This window comes from Ralstonia pickettii, from assembly GCF_000607165.1.
In the GTDB taxonomy this organism is placed as follows: domain Bacteria; phylum Pseudomonadota; class Gammaproteobacteria; order Burkholderiales; family Burkholderiaceae; genus Ralstonia; species Ralstonia holmesii.
Genome location: NZ_JFZG01000024.1, coordinates 899,953 through 922,965, shown reverse-complemented (window position 1 = coordinate 922,965; position 23,013 = coordinate 899,953). Strand labels below are relative to the sequence as shown.

The following is a 23,013-nucleotide window of genomic DNA, read 5'->3' as shown; positions in this document are numbered from 1 at the left end:
CGGCGGGCGTGGGATTTACAGCTTGATGCGCTGGACGGCGTCGCGCATGCGTTTCCGTATCGAGACATCCGAGTTGGTGCTGCTGCTGGAGCCGTCGGTTTCCATGGCGTTATCGCACCGCCACTCGGTGGCTTCGCCGTTGTCGGTCAGCGCACAGACGCGGTGGGTCCAGCGGTCCCACACGAACACATCGCTGCCGGCCTCGCCAGAGAGCAGCGGCTCAAAACGGTACATCCACAAGTACCCGACACCCAGCAGGGTGACCAGAAAGATCGCCATCCAGGACGCTTTGATTCGGCGCCACATTTTCATTTCTCCTCGTGGAGCCGCTGCGCCGGACGCGCCTGACAGGGCGTCGCTGGGCCAAAAGCGCGGTGCTCCGAGGGGCAAATCGTAACATGGGGCACCCGCGCCGCTGCTCAAGCGGGGCCGTCAATGCGGCAGTGCCGCAACACCCACGCCCGCTATCGGCGCCCTATCAGCGCCTTATCGGCGGCCTCAGTTGAAGACGTCCTGGCGGTAGCGGCCGGATTGCATCTGCGCCGTCAACCAGTCCGACGCGGTCGCCAGGTCGCTACCGTAGCGCGCCTGGTGCATGCGGATCAGCGTGTCGCGCACCGCCGGCGCCATCGCACGGCCGTCGCCGCACACGTACAACGTGGCGCCGGCATCGAACGCCGCCCACACGGCTTCGCGCGCATCCCACAGCGCATGCTGCACGAAGCGATGCGGATGATCGGCCACGCATGAATACGCCGGGAAGACGCGCACCACGCCTGCGTTTTCCCACGCGCGCAAGGTGTCGCGGTAGAGGAAGTCGTGCTCGGGGTGGCGGCAGCCGAAGCACAGCAACGACGTTGCCACCGCCTCGCCGGCCGCCTGCCGCGCGGCGCGCTCTTCCAGGAAGCCACGGAACGGCGCGATGCCCGTTCCGGCGCCGATCAGCACCATCGGCTTACCGGTATCCGCGTCCGGTGCAAACGGCGGGTTGGGCGTGCGCACGGCAGCAGCGATCTCTGCGCCTGCACGCAGCGTCATCAGATAGTTCGATGCCGTCCCGCGATATGTGCCTACCCCAGACCATGCCGGCCCCGACACCATGCCCACCGTCAGCGCTGCCACACCCGGCGACACATGCGCCGACGACGCAATGGAATAGAAGCGCGGCCGCATCGCGCCAAGCCGCGCGAGAAACGCCTCCAGCGTCAGTTCAATCGCCGGGAAGCGCATCAGCAGATCGAGCACGCTCACGTGTGCGGCTTGGATGTCCTGGTCGAAGCGTTGAGCTGCATCCTCGCCTTCCAGCCAGACGGCAAGCTGACCTCGCGTGAACGGACAGCGCGTGGCCGCGTGCAGCGCGGTGATGTCGCGCACGGTGGCGGTGTCTTGCAGCTCGACGAAATCGCGCAGCAACTGGCGCACGGACACCGCCTGGTTGAGCGGCAAGTGCCGCACGTGCGCATGGCGCGCGGTCAGCGTGACGAGCGCGTCGCCCTCGAGCGCAAGCCGCGCGATGGCTGCGTCGACACGGTCGTCCGCATTGCGCGGATAGACGGCGAGGTGGTCTCCAGTGGCGTAGGTCATACCGTCAGGCAACCGTACGGTGAGGTGACGCGTGGGGCCGCGTGGGGCTTCCTGTGCGAAGTCCCAGAGGCCGGCGGGGTCGCTGACGAGTTCTTCGTTGGCGAGCACCTGCATCGCGCGGGCGGCGGGCGGCAGTGTGGCGGCACGCACGGCATCGGGAGCGAGATAGTCGACGTGGACGGATGGGCCATCGGCTTGTGACTGGCGGGCGCCCAGGGCGCTCCACAGGCCGCGCGTCCAGGCATCGACGGCGGCATCGAAACCGGCGTTGCCGTCAGCTTCGCCGCGCGGCACGATGGCTTGTGCGCCGGCTGCCGCGAGCATCGCCTCCACCCGCTTTGGAAACGCCTGGAACGCGGGCCATTGCGAGTTGCCGCAGCCAAGCACGGCGTAGCGCAATCCTGTTGCCTGCCGGGCGAGCGCATCGGCAGCATCGAGCCGCGCTTCCAGCGTGCGGGCGCTGTCCGGCGCACGGCCGTTATACGTAGCGGCCACCACGATCAGCACGCCCTGCTGCGGCAGCGCGTCGGCAATCGTGTCTAGCGGCGCCACCTTGGCGTCGAAGCCGGCGCGCGATGCGGTGGCGGCAAGCTGCTCGGCGATGTCCTGGCAGGTGCCAAGGCTGCCGCCGTACAACACATGCATCGGTTCGCCGCCGCCGGCGAGTGCGGCTTCGGCGTCGTCTTGTGTGGCCACCTCGGTGCGCGAAGGCATGGCGATCGACAACCGCTCCCGCGCATTGCGCAGCCGCGCGCGCAGGCGGAAACCGTCGGGTTTGAGCGTCAGCGTTTCCTTGATGTGGAAGCCGTAGTCGTACGGGTCGGACAATGCAAAGCGCTGCAGGATCACCGCCAGCGCCAGCTTGGCTTCGGTCAGCGCAAACTGGCGGCCGATGCAGGCGCGCTCACCGTTGCCGAAGGGCTTGTAGGCGTGTGGGTGAAGCTTGGCTTCGTTCTCAGGCAGGAAACGGTCGATATCGAAGACTTCTGGGCGGTCCCACACCGCCGGGTCGCGGTGCAGGGCCAGCAGCACGGTCACCACGCGCTGGTCCTTGCGGATGGCGTAGCGACCGCCAATGCGCGTGTCTTCGTAGGGCGCCACGCCAAAGCTCGGGGCGGTCGGCCACAGGCGCAGCGTTTCCTTCAACACGCGCTCGATCACGTCGAGCTGCGCGAGGTGCGCATATTGCGGCACGGTATCGCCCGGCAGCACGCGATCGACCTCGGCGTACGCCTGCGCGAGCACCGCCGGATGGCGCAGCAGCATGTAGAGCGCGAAGGTCAGCAGGCCGCTCGTGGTTTCATGCCCGGCAATCAGGAAGGTGATGACCTGGAAGCGGATGTTCGTGTCATCCAAAGGCTCGTCCGACACCGGATCGCGGGCGTTGAGCATCAACCCAAGCAAGTCGCTCGCGCCGACGCCGCCATCTTTTGCCTGACGCCGCGCGCGGATCACCTCGTCCACCAATTGGTGCATGGCGGCCACGTCGTGCGCGAACCTGCGATGGTGCTCGCGCATGAAGCGGTCTTTGAGCGGCAGGCGTGTGAGCTTGCCCATGGCTTCGGACAGCACGCCCACCATGGCCGCCAGGAACGGATGCAGCTCCGGCGTGTTGAACGAATCAAAGCGGTATCCGAAGCCCGCCAGCGAGATGGTGTCGAGCGTGAGCCGCGTCATGTCGTCGGCCACGGGGATATCGGCGTCGGGCCCCTGGCGCGCCCATTTGTCGGCCAGCGCATTGGCCACTTCGAGCATGACGTCGAAGTAACCCTTCATCGCGCGCTGGCTGAAGGCCGGCAGCAGAATGCGATGCGCCTTGCCCCAGTTCGGCTCGTCCTGATGCGCGGTGAAGAGACCATCGCCCGCCCCCGCCCGCAGAAACGACAGCGGCGGGCCGATCAGCTTGCGAAAGCGCGTTTCATCGCATAGTTCGGCCACCAGATCGGCGGAATAGACAAACGGCACGCGCCGCCCGGCAAAGTCGAGCTGGTAGAGGCCTTGGGGAAACTGCCGGCTGGTTTCCAGGAGCGTCTGGGCCAGACGGTCTTTGGGAAGTTGAAGCAGGTTGCCCAGCCACGGCAAGCCCTTGGGCTGCGGGATGGGCTCCGCCGCTGCGGGCGAAGCATTGGCGGGTAACTCGGAGGCGGAACGCATGCGCGGTCGACTGCGAAAATGGATTGTCCGCCAATGTACGCGCCGCCCCGCCCGGTATCAAACAAAGTCGCCATGTTTGAATGCCGGCGCCTAAAAGTGAATCGGGCGACCCGTGGGCCGCCCGATCTGGGGATGACGTGAAGCGTTGAATCAGCGACGGCGCGGCTGTGGAATGAACGGCGCGTTGACCTGCGCTTCGAGTTCGCGGATCTGACGCTGCAATTCGTCCACGCGGGCGCGGGCGGCACGGCGTTCGATATCCAGCGCTTCGGCTTCCGTGCGAGCAGTCTTCTGCCGTTCCTGTGCCTGGGCCTGCTGCTGACGCTGAATGTCCAGGTCGGTCTTCAGACCACGGAGCTTTTCCTGCTGGGCAGCAATCTGGCGCTCGGAACGCTCTTTCTGGGCTTCCAGGCGGATGCGTTGCAGCTCCAGATCGGCCATCGTGCGGGTCTGCTTGGCGAAGTCGTTGTACAGGCGTTCGGCAAAGGCTTCGTTGGTGGTCTTGATGACGCGCCAGAGGTCTTTCTGCTGGAACAGCGTGACGTAGTACGTCAGGTCACTCTGGGCAAACAGCAGGCTGGCGCCGTAGGCCCCGTTGTATGTAGTACGCAGCTCCGACAGCTCGTGCGCCTGCATGCGCTGTTGCAGCTCGAATACCGCGCTGGTGGGAGCAGGACCTCCGGTGCGAGCCGCGCTGCCGGGCGTGGCTGGCGCGCTGGCGGAGGGTGCAGCTGCCGCCGGCTGGCCAACCGTGGCGGTCAACGCCGGCACGGGCGCGGCGGCAGCAATGGGTGCAATGCCTGTGGGCGGTGCGGCTGGGCTCTGCGCTACGGCCGATGTGCAGGCGGCCGTACCGGCCATCACTGCGACTGCGGCCGCGATGGCCAATCCCCTCTGAAACGTCTGGTGCGACGCTTTCCCTGATTGTTGTTGTGTTCTCATCTCGACCCTGTGGATTCTGCGCAGGTGTTGCAGCCGAAAACTATACGCGATCCGCCGCCGGAGTGGCGCGCCGGGCACCCGCCGCGCAGTAGGGTGTTGTATGGCATCACTCCAGCTCGCGCAGCTCGGCTTCGCCGTCGGCAATCTGGTATTTGCGCATCTTTTCCCACAGCACCTTGCGACTGATGCCCAGCGTGGCGGCGGTGTCCTGGCGGCGCCAGTTGTTGGAGTCCAGCGCGGCCAAGATACGTCGACGCTCTTCCTCGCCACCACTGCTGCCATTTCCACCGCTACCGCGCTCGCCATTGCCGCCTTCGCGCTCGAAAGCATCGCGCTGCAAGCCGGCGAATAGCGGCAGGATGCGGGCTTCGTCCCAGCGGCCGAACTGGCGCAGGGTGATGCCGATGCGCTCGGCCAGGTTGCGCAGCTCACGCACATTGCCGGCAAAGTAAGCCCGACTGACCGACGCCCGCACCCATTCCGGCACCGGCGGCATGGCATCAAAGGTTTTGTCGCCGAGCAAGTGCCGCAGGAAGGAAAGCAGCAGCGCGATCTTGTCGTCCGCCCCGCGCTGCTCCAGGCTGGGGATGCGCAACTCGATCACGGCCAGGCGGAAGTACAGATCTGCGCGGAATTTGCCCGTGGCGACCATCTCGCGCAGGTTCTTGTTGGTGGCGGCCACCAGCCGGAAATCCAGTTTGACGGGCACCGTCGAGCCCAGCCGCGTGCATTCGCTGTCTTCCAGCACACGCAACAACTTCACCTGCTGATACAGCGGCAGATCGCCCAGCTCATCGAGGAACAGCGTGCCGCCGTTGGCCTGTTCGAAGTAGCCGCGGTGCGCATACATGGCGCCCGTGAACGCGCCCTTGGCATGGCCGAAGAACTGCGATTCGAACAGCCCGTCAGGAATCGCGCCGCAGTTGACTGCCACGAACGGCCCTTTGCCGTAGACGCTGTTCTTGTCGTGCAGCAGGCGCGCAATGCGTTCCTTGCCGGCGCCGGTTTCGCCGTAAAGCATGACGTTGCTGTCGCAATCGGCAAAGGTATCGACGTGCTCCAGCAACCCGTGCATGGCCGGCGATGCAGCCACGAGGTCGCTCTGATCGTGCGCCTGAGCCTGCGCAGACGACATCGACGGCAACACCTTGCTGATCTGCGCACGGAGCTCGGTCGCGCCAAAGTCGGGCCCAAGCACGTGCGTGTATTCGGGGGGGAAGCGGCTCGAATCATGCTGCGTATCCGCCGCCACCCAGATCACCGGCATGCCTTGCGCGGCCTGCCAGTCGAGCACCGTAAAACCGCCGCTTTCCACCACCGACGCGCTGATCACCGCCACCGCCGGCTTCAGCCGAGGCTCGGCCGGCTGGAAGTCGATGCCGCCCGCGCGGATCACCTCCGCCCCAAACGGCGCCATGAACCGTGCCACACGATCGGCAATGTCGTGGCGGCCTTCCCAGACAAAAATCTCAAGCGTTTCGTACGTCCAGCGATCGGTTTTCATGTCGTCGCTTCCATGTCAGTAAACCAGCTCGACGGCGTCGCAGTCGAGCGAGAGGAGTTTGATGTCGGCGTAGCCGAGTTGGATGCCGAGGACTTCGAGTAGAGGTGACAACACTGCGTCGAGTGTCTGGCCGACAAGGCCAAGCGTCGCTCGAACGATCAAATCTGAAAGTCCCAACAGGTTTAGAACGCCCGAGCCGAGAACTTGAAGTTTCACTTGATTCGTATCGTTCAGAATCGAGGCAAAGAAAGTTCCAGTGCCTGAGACGCGAGTAGTCTGTCCAACGGTCAAGGTGGTGGGGTCAGGTGTCCAACCAGCACTGGCTGCGGGCGCGATGTTGGCTTGTAGCGATATCACGTCAACGCCCAAGGCTTGCAACACAACCGCTGGCGTGGAAGAGCACGAATAGCTGCTGACACTACTGGCAGCCGTGGCGGATCCGTTGGCAATGCAAAGCGATACGGGGGCTATCTGCCCACCAAAATCGGCGGAAATGCCGCTGCGGGGCACAGGACAATGCGCAGCTTCAAAGTGCGCATTTGCACCGGCAGCAATGAGCCCGATAGGGACATTGATGTTGACAATTCCAAGCACTGAAGCCGAAACATTCAAGCCCAGACTCACCTGCCCCGTGCGCGCCACCGTACGCCAGTTTCCAGATCCATCGGTTCCGGGAGGGCCGATCGCGATCACAGGCGGCTGAATGATTTTGAGCGACAAACCGACATTCACGAGGCCCGGGAGGCCGGCGACACCAGGCAATCCCAGGTTCGTGGAAACCGCTACACCATTCTGCGAATTGGCAATCTGTGCAGCCGTCATCAGCAGATCGAGCACGTTCAATGTCGCATCGGCCGCCGACTGATCGTTCCCCACATCCGCTAGCAGTTGAAGGACACCAGGCGTGCCTGCACTGTTTCCCATATTGATGGTTGTGCCGCTCAACAGTGGGCCAAGCACCAGCGTATCCGGCGCGGCTACAGTACCAGCCGAGACACCGACCAATCCGTTCTGTGCACCCGCCGCGATGACCGCGTTGAAAAACTGCGTCAAGGTCAACTGCGCTGACAAGAGTTGCTGCACCGTACCCACACCGACAGCCGCCATCAGGTCAGAAACACGAATGTTCGTGTTCGCCAGCCCTTGGTACGAGACCAAGCTAAGGCTCAAAGGATTGGCGTTACCAAGAAGGCTTCCTAGTAGCTGATTAAGTAGCCCTCCGTCGACGGCTGCCAGACCGGAACCTAACGAAAACGATGCAATCGGCGTGTTCTTGGCAATCGCCGTCGCGGTCAGTTGCCGCCGGCCCACCATGAAGAAATACGGCACGTTCTGTGTGATCGTCACCTGCGCTGCGTTGGTGTTGCCGTCAACGGCCGCCTGCGCGGTGAAGTACGTGGGCGCAGTGCCCGCGCTGGCATCCCAAACGCCCGGCACGACTGCCAGCGTGACATTGGTGCCATCCACTGCCAGTCCGTTCTGCACCACCGCCTGTTGTGCGGCGGTCGGCAGGTCAAGCCGCTGCACGGCGGCCATCGCCGCCAGATCGGCCGAGCGTTGCAGCGCGCGCTGCTGATAGAACAGGTTGCCGATGTCGATCGACACCAACACCGCCAGCCCGACTGTGGCGATAAAGGTGGCCGTCATCACGCTCACCGCGCCGCGCAGGCGGCGGAGCATGACGGCTCGGCGAAGACGGGGGGCGGCGGCTCGTGTCACAGCGTGGGGCGCATTCTGCAGGGATCAGCGCCCCGACTGCTGGACAAGATTGACCGTCGACGCCCGCGTTCCGGAGCTCTGCTGTGCCAGGCCGGGCATGGCCTGATTGAACGAATTGAGGTAGCGCTGATAGGCCAGCGCTGCCTGCTCGCCTCGCAACGGTACGAACTCGCCCGCGTAGGTGCCCTCGGCTTGCGCCTTGAACAGCGCTCGCGTCGCATCATTCACGTGGGTGCCGACCTTGGGTGCCGCCGGGGCGCCCTGCGAGTCGCTGCCCGAGAACCCCTGGGCGCCGGCAACGCCGCACGCCAGCCATGCCGCCACACCGGCGGCCATCAGGATGCGAAAAGTCATTGCGAAACCTCCAAGGTGTCAAGCAGGCGACCGCGCTGCAATGCCAGCGGGCGGGCCGATGTGGGGGTGGCGGTCGCCGCGGCGGCGACCGAGACGCCCGCAGACGCTGCCGCAGAAGGCCCGGTTGCCACGCCGCGCGGCACCATCGTTGTGGTTTCCCGGGCGATACGGCGATCTCGCCAGGCAGCGCGCACGCGAGCAACGTCGTCATCGACTGCTTTGCGGGCAGATGCCGTCAGTTGTGCGTGCGACGCGAGGGATGCAGCATCGTCCTTGCGATCGTTCACGGCCAGCCAGATCACCAGATTGCCGGCGATCTTCGGGCTGGAGGCGGCCATCTGCTGCGCCTGCATCAACGGCACGCGGGCTTGCTCAACCTCGCCGGCGCGCATGAGCGCGTAGCCAAGATCGCTGGCCGTGCTGGCGTCGGTCGGGTTGGCCTGGGCCGCCACCTGCAGCCGGCGAGCCGCTTCGGCAAAGTTGCCTTGGCGCCCCGCAACGATGCCCAGCCCGCGCCAGGCCGCGGCATTGAGCAATCCGCCTTGCGTGCCTGCGCCCATGGCGGAGGTGGCACCCACCACCGCCCGGTACTCGGCATCAGCAGCAGCAAGTTGGTCGGTTTCGCGCAGCGCATCCGCGCGCAGCAGCATGATCTCGGGTGCGCGGCCATAGCGTTGCTGGTAGGCATCGATATGCGCTAGCGATGCGTAGTACAGGCCCTGCTCCTGCATCTTGCGGATCAACGAAAGATACGTCGCCGGACTGGTGATCTCGGACTTCTCCTGGCTCTGACGCTGACGTGCCATTTCAATGTCGGCGTCGGCACGCAGGCTCATGTCGGACGTCGCCATCGAGCCACAGCCAGCCAGGAGGATGGTCAACATGGCCACGCCGGCCCAGCTGGCGCGCGCGGTGTTTGGGAAGCGTGTCATCTCAATGTCCCCCGGTATGTTGCAGGCTGCGCATGACGCCCATGAAGCCCGGCCCCGCAGTGACGATCAGCAACGCGGGCAACAGCGTCAAGACCATGATCATCGTCATCTGCACGGTCAGCTTGCCCACGCGCTCCTTCAGGCGAGCGCGGCGGTTCTCCTGCAGACGCCCGCCGAACTGCCGCAGCGGCTCCTGCACTGCGCCGCCGAAGCGGTCCACCTGCGTGAGTAGCGTAATCAGGCCCTTCAGGTCTTCGTTGTCGAACAGGCGCGCAATGCGCAGCAGCGTCTGCTCGCGGGGACGGCCCGAGGCGAACTGCTGGTTGGCGCGGCCAAATTCACCCGCCAGCACGGGCAGCATGCTGTGGAATTCGTTCGCAATCACCTGCAGGCTCTGGTCAATCGACAAGCCCACACCCTGCAGCAGCCGCAGCATGTCGACCATGACCGGCAGCTCATCGTCCATACGACGCCGACGATTTTCCTTGCGACGCCCGAGCAACCACTTCGGCGCAAGGTAGCCCAGTGCAATGCCAACAAAGCCAAACACGAACACGAACAGGAGCGATGACGCATGCAATGCGCCGAACACGCCAAGCAGCGGCGGCAGCAAGATACGGGTGCCACCAAAGACGGTGCGGGCGTGTTCGCCGTAGTAGCCGCATTCTTCGAGCAGCTTGCGGTCTTCCTCAGTCACGATGCGGCGGCCCAGGTCCGTGTCGATCCAACGCTGCCCCACCTTGGCAATCTGCTGCTGGAGCTGCTGGGCTTCACGCGGGCCATGCGGGCGCGGCTTGGTGGCGGGCGGCACGACTGGCGCCCCAGCGGCCGCGGGGGCCTTTGCCGCCGTCGCACGCAGGTCTGACAGCGCCGTATCGAGCTTGCGCGCGCTGCGATGCCGCGTGAGCGTCGCACGCAGCGCGAGCCCACCGAATACCAGCACGCCCGCCGCCGCTGCGGTCAGGCTGAGGGTGATCAGGGTGTCGTCCATGCGCCCTCCTCAGACCGATTTCGCCAGCTTGGCCAGCATGACCGCACCCAGCACTTCCAAGCCGAAGGCAGTGAGAATCAACGTCTTGCCGAACGGGTCGCGCCACATCGACATGATGTACGCCGCATTGAACATGACGATGACACCGCCGACCACGATCGGCAGCAGCCCGATGATCCATGCGGACAACCGCGTCTCCGCCGACAGCGCAAACAGCTCGCGCTGAGCTTGCTGGCGGTCGCGCATGAATGCGGCCGTGCGCTCCATCACAATGTCTGCCCGACCGCCGTAGCGCAACGCCAAGCGCAGCACCGACGACAGCAGGACCAGTTCGTTCACACGGTACTGCTGGCCGACTGTCAGCACCGCTGCGTCGAGGTCTTTGCCGGCGCGCTGCATCTGGGTGATGGCGATCAGGCAGTTGCGCAACGGCTGCTCGGTATTGGCACTCGCCGCCTGAAACGCCGCGGGCACCGCGCTGCCGATGCTCATCAGCCGCACCACGCCATCGAGGAAGCCCGGCAATTGCGCCAGCAGGCGCTCGTTCATCTTCCGGGTGCGGTTCCAAAACAGGAACGCAACGATCACGACATACAGCGCGAGCACTGTCAGGGCCGAAAGCAGGCTCGACACGGCCCAGGCGGCGAGCGCAATCATCAGCGCGGGGCCAATCAGCACCACGTAAAACCGCCGGCTCGGCTCGATATCGGCGCGGCGCAGTGCATCCTGCCAGGCCCGATTCAGCGAATCGGGCACGCTCGCCGGCACGGGCTCCACATTCGGTTGATAACGCGCATTGATCTGCTCGGTCTGTGCACGCACGAAGCTGCGCGATGCCTCGCGCTCGCGACGGCGCACGGCCTCCGCCCACAGCATGAGCGATGCGCCCATCAGCAGCAGCGCGAGGCAACCAAACCAGAGCGTCATGCTAGACATGGAAACGGCCTCCGCCGCCGAATCCGGTCATGCCACCGTCCATCCCGCCGCCTTCGCTGTTGCGCATGCGGGCCAGCTTGGGCGAATGCGGCTGCAGGCCGAGCGCCGTCCAGCGGTCGACCTCTTCGCCGTCCGGGCCGATGTAGGGCTCGTAGCGGTACAGCTCCTGCGTGGAGATGATGTTGTCCCCGAGCCCCGTCACTTCCGTGATCGACAGGATGCGGCGCTTGCCGTTGGACAACCGCCCGATCTGCACGATGAAATCAATGGCGTTGGTGATCTGCCGGCGCAAGCTCACCTCACTGCCTTGGAAGCCGGCAAAGCCCGCCAGCATCTCCAACCGGTAGAGGCATTCGCGCGGGCTGCTGGCGTGAATGGTGCCCATCGAGCCATCGTGGCCGGTGCTCATGGCTTGCAGCATTTCCAGCACTTCACCGCCACGCACTTCGCCCACGATGATGCGGTCGGGCCGCATGCGCAGGCTGTTGCGCAGCAGTTCTCGAATCGTGACGACGCCCGTGCCCTCGAAGCCGCCCGGCCGGCTTTCCAGGCGCACCACGTGCGGGTGGTTGAGCGACAGTTCGGCCGTGTCTTCAATGGTGATCACACGCTCGGCCTCGGGAATGTGATACGCCATCGCGTTAAGGAGCGACGTCTTGCCCGAGCTGGTGCCACCGCTCACCAGGATGTTGCATCGGGCGCGCACAGCGGATTCGATCAGCGCCCCGATCTCTTCATTCATCGTGCCAAGGCCGAGCAGGTCTTCCGGCTTGAGCGGGTCTTTCCGGAACTTGCGGATCGACACCACTGGCCCTTCCAGGGCGAGCGGCGGAATGACCACGTTGATCCGCCCACCATCGGGCAGGCGCGCGTCGACCATCGGATTCGATTCATCCAACCGGCGCCCGATCGGCGCGAGGATGCGGCGCACGATGCGCAGCAGGTGGTTGTTATCGGCAAAGCGCACCGGAATGCGCTCCAGAATGCCGTGGCGCGACACGTACACGTCCAGATGTCCGTTGACGAGAATGTCTTCCACCGCCGGATCGGCCAGCAGGTCTTCGATGGGGCCAAAGCCGGCCAACTCCTTCGTCAGCGCCTCGGCAATCTGCCGCACCTCCGTCTCGTTGACGGGGATGCGGCGCATGCGCGTGAAGCCTTCCACTTCCAGATCGACAAAACGCTGGATGGCCGTGCGCGACCAACGGCCGAACTCGGCGCCAAGTTCTTCGATGCGCGTCAGCAGGTGTTCGTGCGCGGCTTCCTTGATGTCCTGGAAGGCCTGCGAAACGGCAAACACGCCGTGGCCGGCGTCCGCCTGGTTGGAGAACTCGATGGGTTGGGTCATGTCGCGTTCCGTTCGGTGGTACCGATATCCAGTTCAGTGGCGTCTGCCGACTTGCGTTTGGAGCGCCCGCCAAAGCGCCCGCCCAGCCGCGCACTCACGCCTGAGACCCAGCTCGACACGCCCGACGCACGCTCGCTCTGCTGGGCATAGCCGAGCGTCTGCGCAATCTGGGCTAGCGCACGCACATAGGCATCGGTGGGGTGGGTCTCGGCCAGCATCGCTCCCTGGTTGGAGGCGATCACCAGCGCTTCGCGGCGGTTCGGCACAGTCAGCACCGAAGGAATTTCCAGCCGCTCGGCAATCTGCGCCGCGTCCAACGACAGGCGCGTGTCGAACTTCGAAATGGCCAGGTGCAGGTGGTCGCGGTCAATTTCGCGCTTCTTGAGTTCCTGCATCAGCTCGGCCGCCGACACGATGGCGCCCACGCTCTGCTCGGTCACCAGCATCACGTCGTCGGCGGCCTTGATGATCTGTGCGATGAAGTCGATGTTGCCGAAGCCGCCCAGGTCAACGACCTGCAGGTCGAAGAACGTACGCAGCCGATTGAGCAGGCCGAGCGCTTCGGAGAACGAAATGTCACGCATCTCGGCCAGCGAGATCGGCAGCGGCAGGATGGCAAGCCCGTTCGGATGGCGCGACAGCGCGGTCTGCACAAACACCTGGTCGAAGCGGCGCAAGTTGCGCACGGCTTCAACGAAATGGAAATTGGCCTGCACGTTCAGGTACAGCGCGCCATCGCGCAGCGGCTGGCCCAGATCGAGCAGCATCACATCACTGGCCGACGTGCGGCGCACGAGCGTGGCCAAATTGGTGGCCAACGTGGTGGCGCCCACGCCAGGGCGTGCGCCCAACACGGCCAGCACGCGGCCACGGCGGGTCGGCTCAGCCGATGCGCGCTCCGCCAGCAGGCGACGCACCACGCGCACGGCCTCGGCCGGCGCGCCGTCCACATCGACGAAATCCTTCACCCCTGCGCGCAAGGCAGCCAGCATCGCGCGGCCATCGGCAGCGGAACCCACGGCCACCAGCGGCAAGCCCGGAAACAAGCGCGTGAGTTGTGCGACCAGTTGCGTCGCCTCGTTGATCGCGTCGGCCCCCTCGCCCAGCTTCTGGTCGTGATCTGGCACGTCAATCAGCGTGGGCGACGAGGCAAAGCGCACGAACACCACTTCTGGGTTCACTGCGCCAATCTGCTCGATGAACGCGTCGTGGCCAGTCGTTTCGGCCACCAGCACGCCCAGTTCACGAATCGCCCCAGCCAGCCAGCGGTGCACACCTGCCGCCTGGGCGTCGCCCTGCATACCGCCACGCGCGCCGCCGTGCAGAAGGAAGTAATCCATGCCGGCCCCTTAGTTCGAGAACCCGGGCATGGTGGCCCGATCTGCCACCCCCAGAGCAAACGGCCGCCACACGGGGTCGCCTGCGGTATCGCGATCCTGCCCGCCGTTCTGTCCCGGCAGCATCTTGTCGATCGGCGCATTGCGTGCCATCGGCTTGACCAGATGCGGCGTGACGATGATCACCAGTTCGCGCTCTTCCTGGTTGTAGTTCAGGCGCTTGAAGAACGTCCCGATGATCGGCACGTCGCCCAGGAACGGCACCTTGTCGACGTTGGACAGCGTCGATCGGCTGACCAGCCCACCGATGACGAAGCTCTCGCCATCGCCGAGTTCAACGGTTGTATCGGCACGGCGCGTAACGATGGCCGGCACCGTTGCGCCATTGAGCGTGATGCCTCGGCTGAAATCCAGGTCGCTCGCTTCGGGCGCCACTTTCAGGGCGATGCGGTTTTCCGACAGGATCGTCGGTGAGACCGTCAGCCCGATGCCGAACGGCTTGTACTCGATGGTGGTGGTCCCCAGCGCTTGCGGCACGGGAATCGGAATCTCGCCGCCGGCCAGGAAGTTGGCGCTCTGGCCGGACAGGGCAACCAGGCTTGGCTCGGCCAACACGCGCGCCATGCCGTTCGATTCCATCAAACTCAGGTTGCCAAAGAGTCCCTTGCTGACCGACCCGATCAGCAGGTTGAACGCGGAGCCGATCGGCATGGTCGACTCGGTCGACAACCCCGTCGAGCCGAACGTGTACTTGGTCAGCGATGACGGCGAGAACGTGTTGAAGCTGAAACCGCCGCGCGTGCGGGTGAAGGAGAAGCCCGCTTCCTTGAGCACCGTCTTGCTGAACTCCACCACACGCACGTCGACTTGCACCGTGCCCGGCACGTTCATCGAAGTGGTGTCGATGACGTTGCCGTCTTTGGGCTTTTCCCCGCCGCTGGCTGCGGCGGCCGAGCGGCGCGCACGAGCCAGTGCGTAAACATCCTTGGGCTGACCTGAAACGACGGCGGTATCGCCCTGCGCAACCACGGCCGGATCGCCCGGCAGCGGCGCCGCGGCGTCCACTTGGACGTTGTAAGTCGTCGCAACGCCGCCTTGCGTCCAGACCATGACGTTGGCCGCACCCGGCTTCTTGGCGATGATCAAAACGCTCGTGGCCGTACCGCGCCCCTTGAGCAACAGCGCATCGGCAATCTCAGGGTTACCGATGGCAATGCGCTCGAGCGGTTTGCCCAGGCGGATTTCGCGCTGGCTGCCCGTCAGGAGATGAAGCGTCTGGCCGGTCGGTGCCGTCTCGGCAAATGCGCTCGACACGAAGGCGGCGCAGCCCAACGCGAGTACGCCCATCCAACCGCGAACCATGGCGGCATCAGTCATGTTGCTCCTCACGTTTTCCTGCGCGGATGATCTCTACGCCGCCGGTGGCGACTGTATTGGCGCGTGCGGTCTCGCGCGTTGATGCCACCACGGGCAGCGGCGGCACTTGGAGCACCGGCGAGCGGCGCGTCGAGCCAGTCAGGCTGGCCATCGACACGCCGGCCTGTGCCACATCCATCGGATTGCGGTTGGCGGCCGCCAGCAGGGCGGCGTCCTGCGGCTTCACGGTCGGCTCGGCGTCGTCCCCCGGGTTGCGCAGCGCCAGCAGCAGACGACCGCTCTGATGTGCCATCGCCAGTTGGCTGACAGCCTCCACCGGCACGGCCAGCACGGCCGTCTTGGCCTGATCGACCTTGCGCGTCACCCCGTTGTTCTCGGGCTGCTTCTGCGCCCCTTCATTGACGGCCAGCGGGCCAAACGCCAGCACGCGCAGGTGCGGCAACAGCAGGCGCGCCTGGCTGGCTTCAACCTCCTGGCCGTCCTTGCGCATCACGAGAAACACGTCCACGTAGTCGCCCGGCATGACGCGGTTGCCCACGCCAATCACCTCGTCCACATTGATGGCGACCGCGCGCTGCCCGGCCTCCACCTGCTGCGCAAGGCCCGACGACAGCTGCGAGGCAATCAACGGGACACCGACGCCGACCGGCAGAATGGGTTCACGCCCGACCACTTTCGTCACGTCCGAAAACGCCTCTGCCGGATTGATGGGCAGTTGCTCAATGGCCACCTGGTCTGCGGTGATGGGCTTGCCCGCCTCCAGCGGTTTCGTGGTCACGACCACGGGATAGACGGTTTTGCCATCTTTCTGCTCGGCCACGGGCGCCGGCGGGCGATGCGCCGTCTTCCATGCCACGGCGCCAAGAATGGCAGCCAGCAGCAACAGCGCGGCGGCGAAGATCTGGAGGTGTTTGCTGGTCATCTGGGCGGCGTGTCGTAGCGGTCGATCGAGAGGGTCAGCGAACTGAAACGTGTCAGGAGCCAGGCACCAGCTGCACGACGGCAGAGCCCGTCAATGTGTCCGGTGCGGGCAACAGGGGTATCGAAGGCAGCAACGGACTATTGCCGGAGGTCACGGGCAACGTCAGGACCACGCTCAGGCATTGCATGCCCGCCACGTTCTGGCAGTTCACAAGCGGGGTGCTGTTCTGATTGGTCTGGACCCGCCCGGTAAGGAAGGCGGGGAGTACCGACGTCACGGCCGCATAGGCAGCCGCCACGCGCTGCGTGTTGGAAGGCTGATAGCGGAGCGCGGCGCGTGCGCCCTCTTCCGCCGCCAGGGTCAGCGCCTGCTGCATGGCGAGGATCATGCCGTAGTACACGATGCCAAGCATGAGCACCAGCAGCACCGGCACGACGATGGCAAATTCGACTGAAGCCGCGCCACGACTGACTTGCCGCCGGGGGCAGCGGCCAGCATGCGTGCGGACTTTCGGGTGCATGCGAGCACCCTCCCGTTCCCGTTGCAATGTCGGCATGGCCGACTCCTTTCTTATAGGCTGGCCGCTTGGCGGCTCTTGTTCAACGCTTCAACTGTCTGAACTACATGCCCGGCAGCCATGGCATGCGCATCGCCGGGGGCACCCATGGCAGGCTCAGCAACCCGATTGCCATATAGGCGGCGTACGGGATGCCGCGGCGCCCTGCCTGAGCGATGTCCCAACGCACGATCGCTGGGCACACGCGCATCACGATCCATGCAGGTGGCGACGACGCGTCGAACTGGCGTAACACCATGATGGCGAGCGCATGCAGGCCGGAAATCATGCTCGAGACAAGCCATACGGCCACAAGGCCATGCCAGCCTGCCAGCAGGCCGACGACAGTGAAGAACTTCACGTCGCCGGCACCCATCCAGCCGAGGGCGTACAGCGGCAGAAAGCAGGCAAACGCGATCGCTCCGCCGAGCCAGAAGTCCTGCCAGTCATAGGCAAGCGCCTGTACCCCGCCGAACTTGATCAGGGTGACAGACAGCACAACTCCCGCAGCGACGAGCCAGTTCGGCACACGTCTTGCACGGAAATCCTGCGCAATTGCAACCAATGAAAGAACTACGACCGCTGCCCAGCCTGGCGTATCGACGTGGCCGTACCAGGTTGCTAGCAAGCCACGTTCTTGTTGACGGCTTGGCAGATGGACGCGAACACGCTCTCAAGCTTGGTACCGAGCGTGGACACGATTGTCACGATCGCTGCTGCGATGAGGCCAGCGATCATGCCGTACTCGACGGCGGTGGCACCTTGTTCGTCACGGATGAACTTCAGAATGGCGTTCTTCATGATCTCTCTCCTGTTTGTGCACTCGCCCGCGGATGTGTTGATCCCGACCAGCTTTCGGCGCTCCAACCGTAGCCAGTTCATATTGACTAATAGCGAATTAAACGCATGGGGATTTACTGCGATGACACGACCAGCAAAAAAAATCGCTGTTCGCGCCGTTCCACTAATGGAACGGAATTCAAATATCACCGAACGAAGCGTCCCGAACACGCCCGATGATCACCACACGCCCCCCATGGGCATTCATTTTTTTCGGTCATGTCACGTATGTCACGTAACACCCCGTAACAACTTTATAGGCGTGCGGTGCCGCAAACAAAATAACTCAATTGAGGTACTTGCCCCAAATTAGAGTGAAGTCTCTATTTAATTTCGTTAAAGACGTGCCAACCCTCTGAAAACTAATGGAAATCCCCTAATGATCCTAAGACTAGATCAATTATCTGGATGGGTTTCCCATTAATCCTCGGGGCCGGTCTGAACGCTCCCCATTTCTGTCCAGGCAAAAAAAGGATGCGCGAGCGACGGGAACACGCCCGCGCACCTTCAAGAGCACAGACAGGTACTGCTCAGTGCGCCAGGCTGCCAACGCCGCCCAGCAAGTTGGTAACAGGGGCCAGCGGATTGCTGCCCGATGCGCCGCCGGCCGCGCTGGTCGCGCCGCTCAGCAGGTTGGTGACGGGGGCGAGCGGATTGCTGCCACCGGCAGCGCCGCCCAGCAGACCCGTGACAGGAGCCAGGGGGTTGGAGCCGCCAGATGCGCCGCCCAGCAGGCCAGTCAACGGCGCCAGCGGGTTCGTGCCGCCAGTGCCGCCGCCCACGCCGCCGATCAGACCACCCAGCGGATTGCTGCCCGCCGAACCGCCGGTCGTGGCAACGCCGCCAATTGCCGCGACCGTGGTGCCGAGTGAAGTCACCACCGGGCCCAGGTTCGAGACCACCGGCACGCCCGTTCCGGTGATGGTGTTGCCGGCGCCGGCCACGCCGCCGCCAACGGTCCCCAGCAGGTTGTTCAAGGCGCCGCCCAGGCCCGTCGAATCGCCAATCATCTGGGTGGCGCCGCTGACCTGCGTGGTAACCGGCACGATCGCCGTGCTCAGTTGCTGCGTCACCTGCTGAACCGCGCCGGAAGACAGCGCGCTGCCCAGCAGCGTGCCACCGCCGATCAGCGCCTGGCCGATCTGCTGAACGCCGCCGCCCACAGGCTGGGTGATCGGGGCGAGCGGTGCGCCAGAGCCTTGGCCGAGGCCCTGCACGAGGGAGCCGGCGCTTACGGTCGCTTGGCCGAGATCCGTCACGACATTGCCGGTGCTGGCCACCGTCGTGCCGATCGGGTTCGGGTTCTGGCCCATCTTGCCGAGCCCGGTCTGGATGCCCAGGCCGAGATCGCTAACCGCTTTGCCAGTGTTGTCCACGGTGCCGCCGAGGCCTGCCTTGGCTTGGTCCGACAGGCCGGGAATGTTCGCGTTCTGGAGCGTCGAGCCGAGGCTGCTGACTGCCTGGCCGGTCGCCACAACGGTGTTGCCGGTGCCGTTTGCGACCTTGCCAACGGGCGTCACGCCCGTCGTGTCGCTTGGGCTCGGATTCGGCGAACTGCCCGAGCCGGAGCCTCCCGAAGAACAAGCCGCCAGCATCAGAGCAGCGACAGCGCAGGCCAATGGCGCAATGCGAATGGAGTGTCGAATGTGAGTCATGGTCCGTCCCCTTCTTGGAATGATGTGTCTTGATGTCTGAGCTCGGTATTGCGGACTGCGGGCCACATTCTGCAAATGGCATGCCAGGCGCGGTAGAAGCCCGATTCAGTTTTCAAAGGACGGCGTGGTTATTGGTTTTGTGGGCACCGCGCCAGGTGTTACCCCACCCTGAACGCGGACTGTTCCCCACCCAAATCCGTGTTCCGAGCGTTACGACGTAACGTGACACGGGAACACATTTCCCTCAGACATAACCCTGGAAACAAACGTTTAACCCCTACTTTGGTGGGGTATGTAATCCCATATTCTGATTAGTTTTCACAATTCCTCCATTTTTATTGAGCTAAACGCGGCAAGTTCACACACCTCATTACGCATTGCGTAATAACCATGACATGGCACACCGTTTGCAGAGTCCGGCCACCTCACATCGACAGTGAGACCTTTTCCAGCTGACTTAAGCGGACTTTTTAAAACGGGAGATCCATCATGAATAAGAACATCAAGTGCCTGGCCGCCACCATGGCAAGCCTGTTGGTTTTGGGTGGTTGCGCCAGCTCCGGTTCAGGCGACTTGGGCAGCTCGCTCGGTGGGTCGAACGGCGGCGGCTCGAATAACAACGGCAGCGGTTCAACACCAACGCCTTCGCCGTCCCCCTCCCCGTCGCCTTCGCCCTCGCCTTCGCCGTCCCCCAGTCCGACTCCGGCACCTGCGCCGCTGACCCCGGCCGGCGCTGTCCTCAACAATGCAGGCGGCATCGTCACGGCAGCCGGCTCGACCGTGAGCGGCCTGGGCAGTACCATCGCTACCGCACCGCTGCCCTCGCAACTGAGCGGCGTGCAAAGTGGCCTGGGCGGCGTGGTCGAAAATGCCGGCGCGACAGTCTCGGCACTGGGCACTGGCATTCAAGACGGGTTGGGTAGCATCGGCCGCAACGCCAATCCGGTGGGCACCACGGTTTCCAGCCTCGGGAATGTGGTGACCGGCGCAGGCAACACGGTCACGAGCGCCGGCACGCTGGTCAATAACCTTGGCACTGGACCGCTGGCGCCGCTGGCTCCGGTGACGACACCGCTGGCAGGCGTGGTCACGCAAGTCGGCCAGGCGGTTGCCAACGGCGGCAGCACGCTGGGCTCGGCCCTGTCGACCGGCCCGGTGGAACAACTCACGCAGCAACTGAGCACGGCCATCGTGCCGCTGACTTCGCAGATCACCAGCGGGACACAGACGCTGGGCGCTGCCACGGGCCTCGGTTCGCCGGCAAACACGCTGCTGGGCACGATTGGCGGCGCGGTGGCCAATGGCGGCACTGCACTCTCCGCAGCGAACGTTCCGGTGGTGAGCGGTCTCGGTGGCGTGGTGACGGCCACGGGCAACACGGTTGCCGCACTGGGCGGCGCGGTCTATTCGCCGACGGCATCGGGTGGCAATCCGCTCGCTCCGATTACGGGCTTGCTGGGCGGCCTGGGTGGCGGCACGGGCGGTAGCAACCCGCTCGCTCCCATCACTGGCGCACTTGGCGGTCTTGGCGGCGCTGGTGGCTCCAACCCGCTGGCTCCGATTACGGGCTTGGTGGGCGGCCTGGGTGGTGCTGCGGGCGGCAGCAACCCGCTGGCTCCGATCACCGGCGCACTGGGTGGTCTCGGCGGCGCTGGCGGCTCCAACCCGCTGGCCCCGATCACGAGCGCACTAGGTGGCCTGGGCGGCGCAGCAGGCGGTGCCAGCAACCCGCTGGGTCCCGTCAGCACGATCACGGCCCCGGCCGGCAACGTGGTCACTACGGTGGGTTCGGGCCTGACGTCGGCCGGTGCGGCCACTCCGCTGGCACCAGTTACCGGCGCGGTGGGCGGTCTGCTGGGCACGGTGGGCACCGCACTGGGCGGCACGCCCCGCTGATCCACGATCGAGGCTTCGGCGGACCGGCTATCACGCCAGTCCGCCGCTGTCGCGTTTCAAACGCATCGATGCCGCGCAATGCGGCATCGTCACTGGGCTGGCTGCCACGCATCGACGCATCCCAGTATTTACCTGGGCCGTTGCGTTGCGTGAACGCTCCCTCTATGTGTCTTGTTGTAAAGCACCATGTCTCGCGGTTATCGTTTGATGCAACGCGCGGCTGCACGGCTTCGCGACACTACAAACGAAAATCACGGAGGAGACAGGCGTGCGGACCACCACCATGCGGTTGGCCCTGGCCACAGGCATAGCACTGACCGGCCCGGCGCTCAGCTGGGCCCAGAGCAGCCCCACCCAAGGCAACCCGATCGACACGCTTCCCAAGGTCGATACCTCCCGCCCGCCCCAGCAGAAGATCCAGGTGGAAGTGCAGCGGCCGAATCCGGCGCTGGAGAATCTGCTCGCCTCGCATCTCACACCGACCAAGTTCCAGATCGAAGGCGTCAAGACGCTGCCGTTCCCCGAGGTCGCCGCGCATTTCGCACCGTTGGCCGGGCACGACGTCACCGTCGCGCAACTGCTGCAGGCCGCGAACGATGTCACCAAGCTGTATGCCGACCGCGGTTTCCCGCTCTCGTTTGCTTTTGTGCCGGCACAAACCTTTGAAGGCGGCGTCGTGCGCGTCACCGTGGTCGAAGGCTATGTGGCACGCATGCGCATCGAGGGCACACCCGGGCCACTGGAAGGCCGCCTGCGCGAAATCTCGAAGCGCCTGATGAACGAAAAACCCCTGCGCCGCGAAACATTCGAGCGCGTGACCGGTGTGCTCGCGCTGCAACCGGGCGTGCAGATCACCGCGACCGTGCAGCCGCCCACCACCACGGATGGCGCGAGCGAACTCGTGTTGAACGTCAAGCGCCAGCCGTACACCATCGGCACGGGCATCGAATACCGTTCGCCGGGTGTGCGGGCGATCATCACAGGCACGCTCAACAGCGTGACGCCGCTGGGCGAGCAGATCACCGTCTCGACGCTGCAACCACGCGGGTCGGATCACGAGACGTTCTACTCCGCCACTTGGGCGCAGCCGATCGGCACCGACGGGCTGCTTGCCAAGCTCACGTGGTCGCACTATCGCGGCATGCCAGAAAATCTGCCGCTGGAGCAACTGGGCTATCAATCGCGCTACCTGACCGACACGCAGCGGCTTGGGTTGTCATTGAGCTATCCGGTGCTGCTGTCGAACTCGCGCAATCTGACGGTGACGGGCACCGTCTACGGCAACGACGACAAGCAGCGCTATAACCCGCAAGACACTACGCTGGCGCAAACTGAGCTGGATACCAGAGTCCGCGTGGCCGGTGCCGAGGTTCTCTACACCGAGGTCAAGCCCGGTGAGACCCGACGCGCATCATTGGGCTTGTACCAGGGTATCAATAGTCTCGGCGCGGGCAAGGCCGCCTCCGTCAACGCCAACAACAACGTCGACCTGAGCTTCCTGCGCACGCGCATCACCGCCAGCGAAGCCCACGACCTGCCTATGGGCTTTGGCGTGGTGGTATCGGGAGCCGCGCAGTACAGCGGCGCGGTGCTGCCGTCATCGGAGCAGATCAGTTTTGGCGGGCGCTTCTTCGGCCTCGCCTATCCGGCTGGTGAGGTGGCGGGTGATCGGGGCTGGGGCGCGTCGGTTGAACTCAACCGCGCCTTCCAGGTATCGATGGATTACCTGAAAACCGTGCAGCCCTACGTGCTGTACGACACCGCAAAGGTCTATTCAAACGCAGGCACGCTCGTGCATGATCAGCTTGGATCGATCGCGCTGGGCGTGCGCTTCTCCGATCGGAAGTACTACACGCTGGACCTCGCCGTCGCGCGCCCCGTCGGCGACAAACCGATCAACTCAAGCTCGCGCAGCCTGCGGTTCAACGCGGCCTATACCTACCAGTTCAACTGACGCGCCAATATC

19 protein-coding genes are annotated in these 23,013 nt (G+C 64.7%); 2 read left to right on the top strand and 17 right to left on the bottom strand.

What is annotated here, in order from left to right; all coding sequences use genetic code 11:
- Nucleotides 1-15: 15 nt before the first annotated feature.
- The 17 genes from BG83_RS0121685 to BG83_RS0121605 form a co-directional block, all read right to left on the bottom strand.
- Complete coding sequence (locus BG83_RS0121685) at nt 16-306, bottom strand: hypothetical protein (protein WP_024978698.1); 291 nt, start codon at nt 304-306, stop codon at nt 16-18.
- A gap of 192 nt (nt 307-498) precedes the next feature.
- Nucleotides 499-3,738, bottom strand: a complete 3,240-nt coding sequence (locus BG83_RS0121680) for a cytochrome P450 (protein WP_024978697.1) — start codon at nt 3,736-3,738, stop codon at nt 499-501.
- A gap of 150 nt (nt 3,739-3,888) precedes the next feature.
- Complete coding sequence (locus tag BG83_RS0121675) at nt 3,889-4,680, bottom strand: DUF2968 domain-containing protein (RefSeq protein WP_024978696.1); 792 nt, start codon at nt 4,678-4,680, stop codon at nt 3,889-3,891.
- A 106-nt stretch (nt 4,681-4,786) separates the two neighbouring features.
- Nucleotides 4,787-6,184 carry a sigma-54-dependent Fis family transcriptional regulator gene (locus BG83_RS0121670; protein WP_024978695.1) on the bottom strand — a complete coding sequence of 466 codons (1,398 nt, stop codon included), beginning with the start codon at nt 6,182-6,184 and terminating at the stop codon, nt 4,787-4,789.
- Nucleotides 6,185-6,199: 15 nt separating this feature from the next.
- Complete coding sequence (locus BG83_RS0121665; protein WP_235193235.1) at nt 6,200-7,864, bottom strand: TadG family pilus assembly protein; 1,665 nt, start codon at nt 7,862-7,864, stop codon at nt 6,200-6,202.
- A 63-nt stretch (nt 7,865-7,927) separates the two neighbouring features.
- On the bottom strand, nt 7,928-8,257 hold the full coding sequence (locus BG83_RS0121660) for a DUF3613 domain-containing protein (protein ID WP_024978693.1): 330 nt from the start codon (nt 8,255-8,257) through the stop codon (nt 7,928-7,930).
- Complete coding sequence (locus BG83_RS0121655) at nt 8,254-9,189, bottom strand: tetratricopeptide repeat protein (protein ID WP_024978692.1); 936 nt, start codon at nt 9,187-9,189, stop codon at nt 8,254-8,256. The genes BG83_RS0121660 and BG83_RS0121655 overlap by 4 nt, the downstream gene beginning before the upstream one ends.
- 1 nt (nt 9,190) lies before the next feature.
- A complete protein-coding gene (locus tag BG83_RS0121650) occupies nt 9,191-10,180 on the bottom strand; it encodes a type II secretion system F family protein (RefSeq protein ID WP_024978691.1) in 990 nt (329 codons plus the stop codon).
- 9 nt (nt 10,181-10,189) lie between these two features.
- The gene (locus BG83_RS0121645; RefSeq protein WP_024978690.1) at nt 10,190-11,116 is read right to left on the bottom strand and encodes a type II secretion system F family protein; all 927 of its coding nucleotides are present in this window, start codon (nt 11,114-11,116) and stop codon (nt 10,190-10,192) included.
- A complete protein-coding gene (locus BG83_RS0121640; protein ID WP_024978689.1) occupies nt 11,109-12,464 on the bottom strand; it encodes a CpaF family protein in 1,356 nt (451 codons plus the stop codon). The genes BG83_RS0121645 and BG83_RS0121640 overlap by 8 nt, the downstream gene beginning before the upstream one ends.
- Entirely contained in the window at nt 12,461-13,804 is a 1,344-nt protein-coding gene (locus BG83_RS0121635; protein ID WP_024978688.1) for an AAA family ATPase, read from the bottom strand. The genes BG83_RS0121640 and BG83_RS0121635 overlap by 4 nt, the downstream gene beginning before the upstream one ends.
- A 9-nt stretch (nt 13,805-13,813) precedes the next feature.
- Nucleotides 13,814-15,178: a type II and III secretion system protein family protein gene (locus BG83_RS0121630; protein ID WP_024978687.1), complete on the bottom strand. Its 1,365-nt coding sequence runs from the start codon at nt 15,176-15,178 to the stop codon at nt 13,814-13,816.
- The gene (cpaB, locus tag BG83_RS0121625) at nt 15,171-16,100 is read right to left on the bottom strand and encodes a Flp pilus assembly protein CpaB (protein ID WP_024978686.1); all 930 of its coding nucleotides are present in this window, start codon (nt 16,098-16,100) and stop codon (nt 15,171-15,173) included. The genes BG83_RS0121630 and cpaB overlap by 8 nt, the downstream gene beginning before the upstream one ends.
- A gap of 52 nt (nt 16,101-16,152) precedes the next feature.
- Nucleotides 16,153-16,656, bottom strand: a complete 504-nt coding sequence (locus tag BG83_RS0121620; protein ID WP_024978685.1) for a TadE/TadG family type IV pilus assembly protein — start codon at nt 16,654-16,656, stop codon at nt 16,153-16,155.
- Nucleotides 16,657-16,720: 64 nt separating this feature from the next.
- Nucleotides 16,721-17,185, bottom strand: coding sequence for an A24 family peptidase (locus BG83_RS0121615; protein ID WP_024978684.1), 465 nt, complete (start codon nt 17,183-17,185; stop codon nt 16,721-16,723).
- A 92-nt stretch (nt 17,186-17,277) separates the two neighbouring features.
- Nucleotides 17,278-17,457: a Flp family type IVb pilin gene (locus tag BG83_RS0121610; protein WP_024978683.1), complete on the bottom strand. Its 180-nt coding sequence runs from the start codon at nt 17,455-17,457 to the stop codon at nt 17,278-17,280.
- 569 nt (nt 17,458-18,026) lie between these two features.
- The gene (locus tag BG83_RS0121605) at nt 18,027-19,151 is read right to left on the bottom strand and encodes a collagen-like triple helix repeat-containing protein (RefSeq protein ID WP_024978682.1); all 1,125 of its coding nucleotides are present in this window, start codon (nt 19,149-19,151) and stop codon (nt 18,027-18,029) included.
- Nucleotides 19,152-19,640: 489 nt separating this feature from the next.
- Here BG83_RS0121605 and BG83_RS0121600 point away from each other — a divergent pair, with 489 nt between their 5' ends.
- Together BG83_RS0121600 and BG83_RS0121595 are read left to right on the top strand one after the other, a co-directional pair.
- Nucleotides 19,641-21,047 carry a collagen-like triple helix repeat-containing protein gene (locus BG83_RS0121600; RefSeq protein ID WP_024978681.1) on the top strand — a complete coding sequence of 469 codons (1,407 nt, stop codon included), beginning with the start codon at nt 19,641-19,643 and terminating at the stop codon, nt 21,045-21,047.
- 268 nt (nt 21,048-21,315) lie between these two features.
- Nucleotides 21,316-23,001 carry a ShlB/FhaC/HecB family hemolysin secretion/activation protein gene (locus BG83_RS0121595; RefSeq protein WP_024978680.1) on the top strand — a complete coding sequence of 562 codons (1,686 nt, stop codon included), beginning with the start codon at nt 21,316-21,318 and terminating at the stop codon, nt 22,999-23,001.
- The last annotated feature ends 12 nt before the right edge of the window (nt 23,002-23,013 follow it).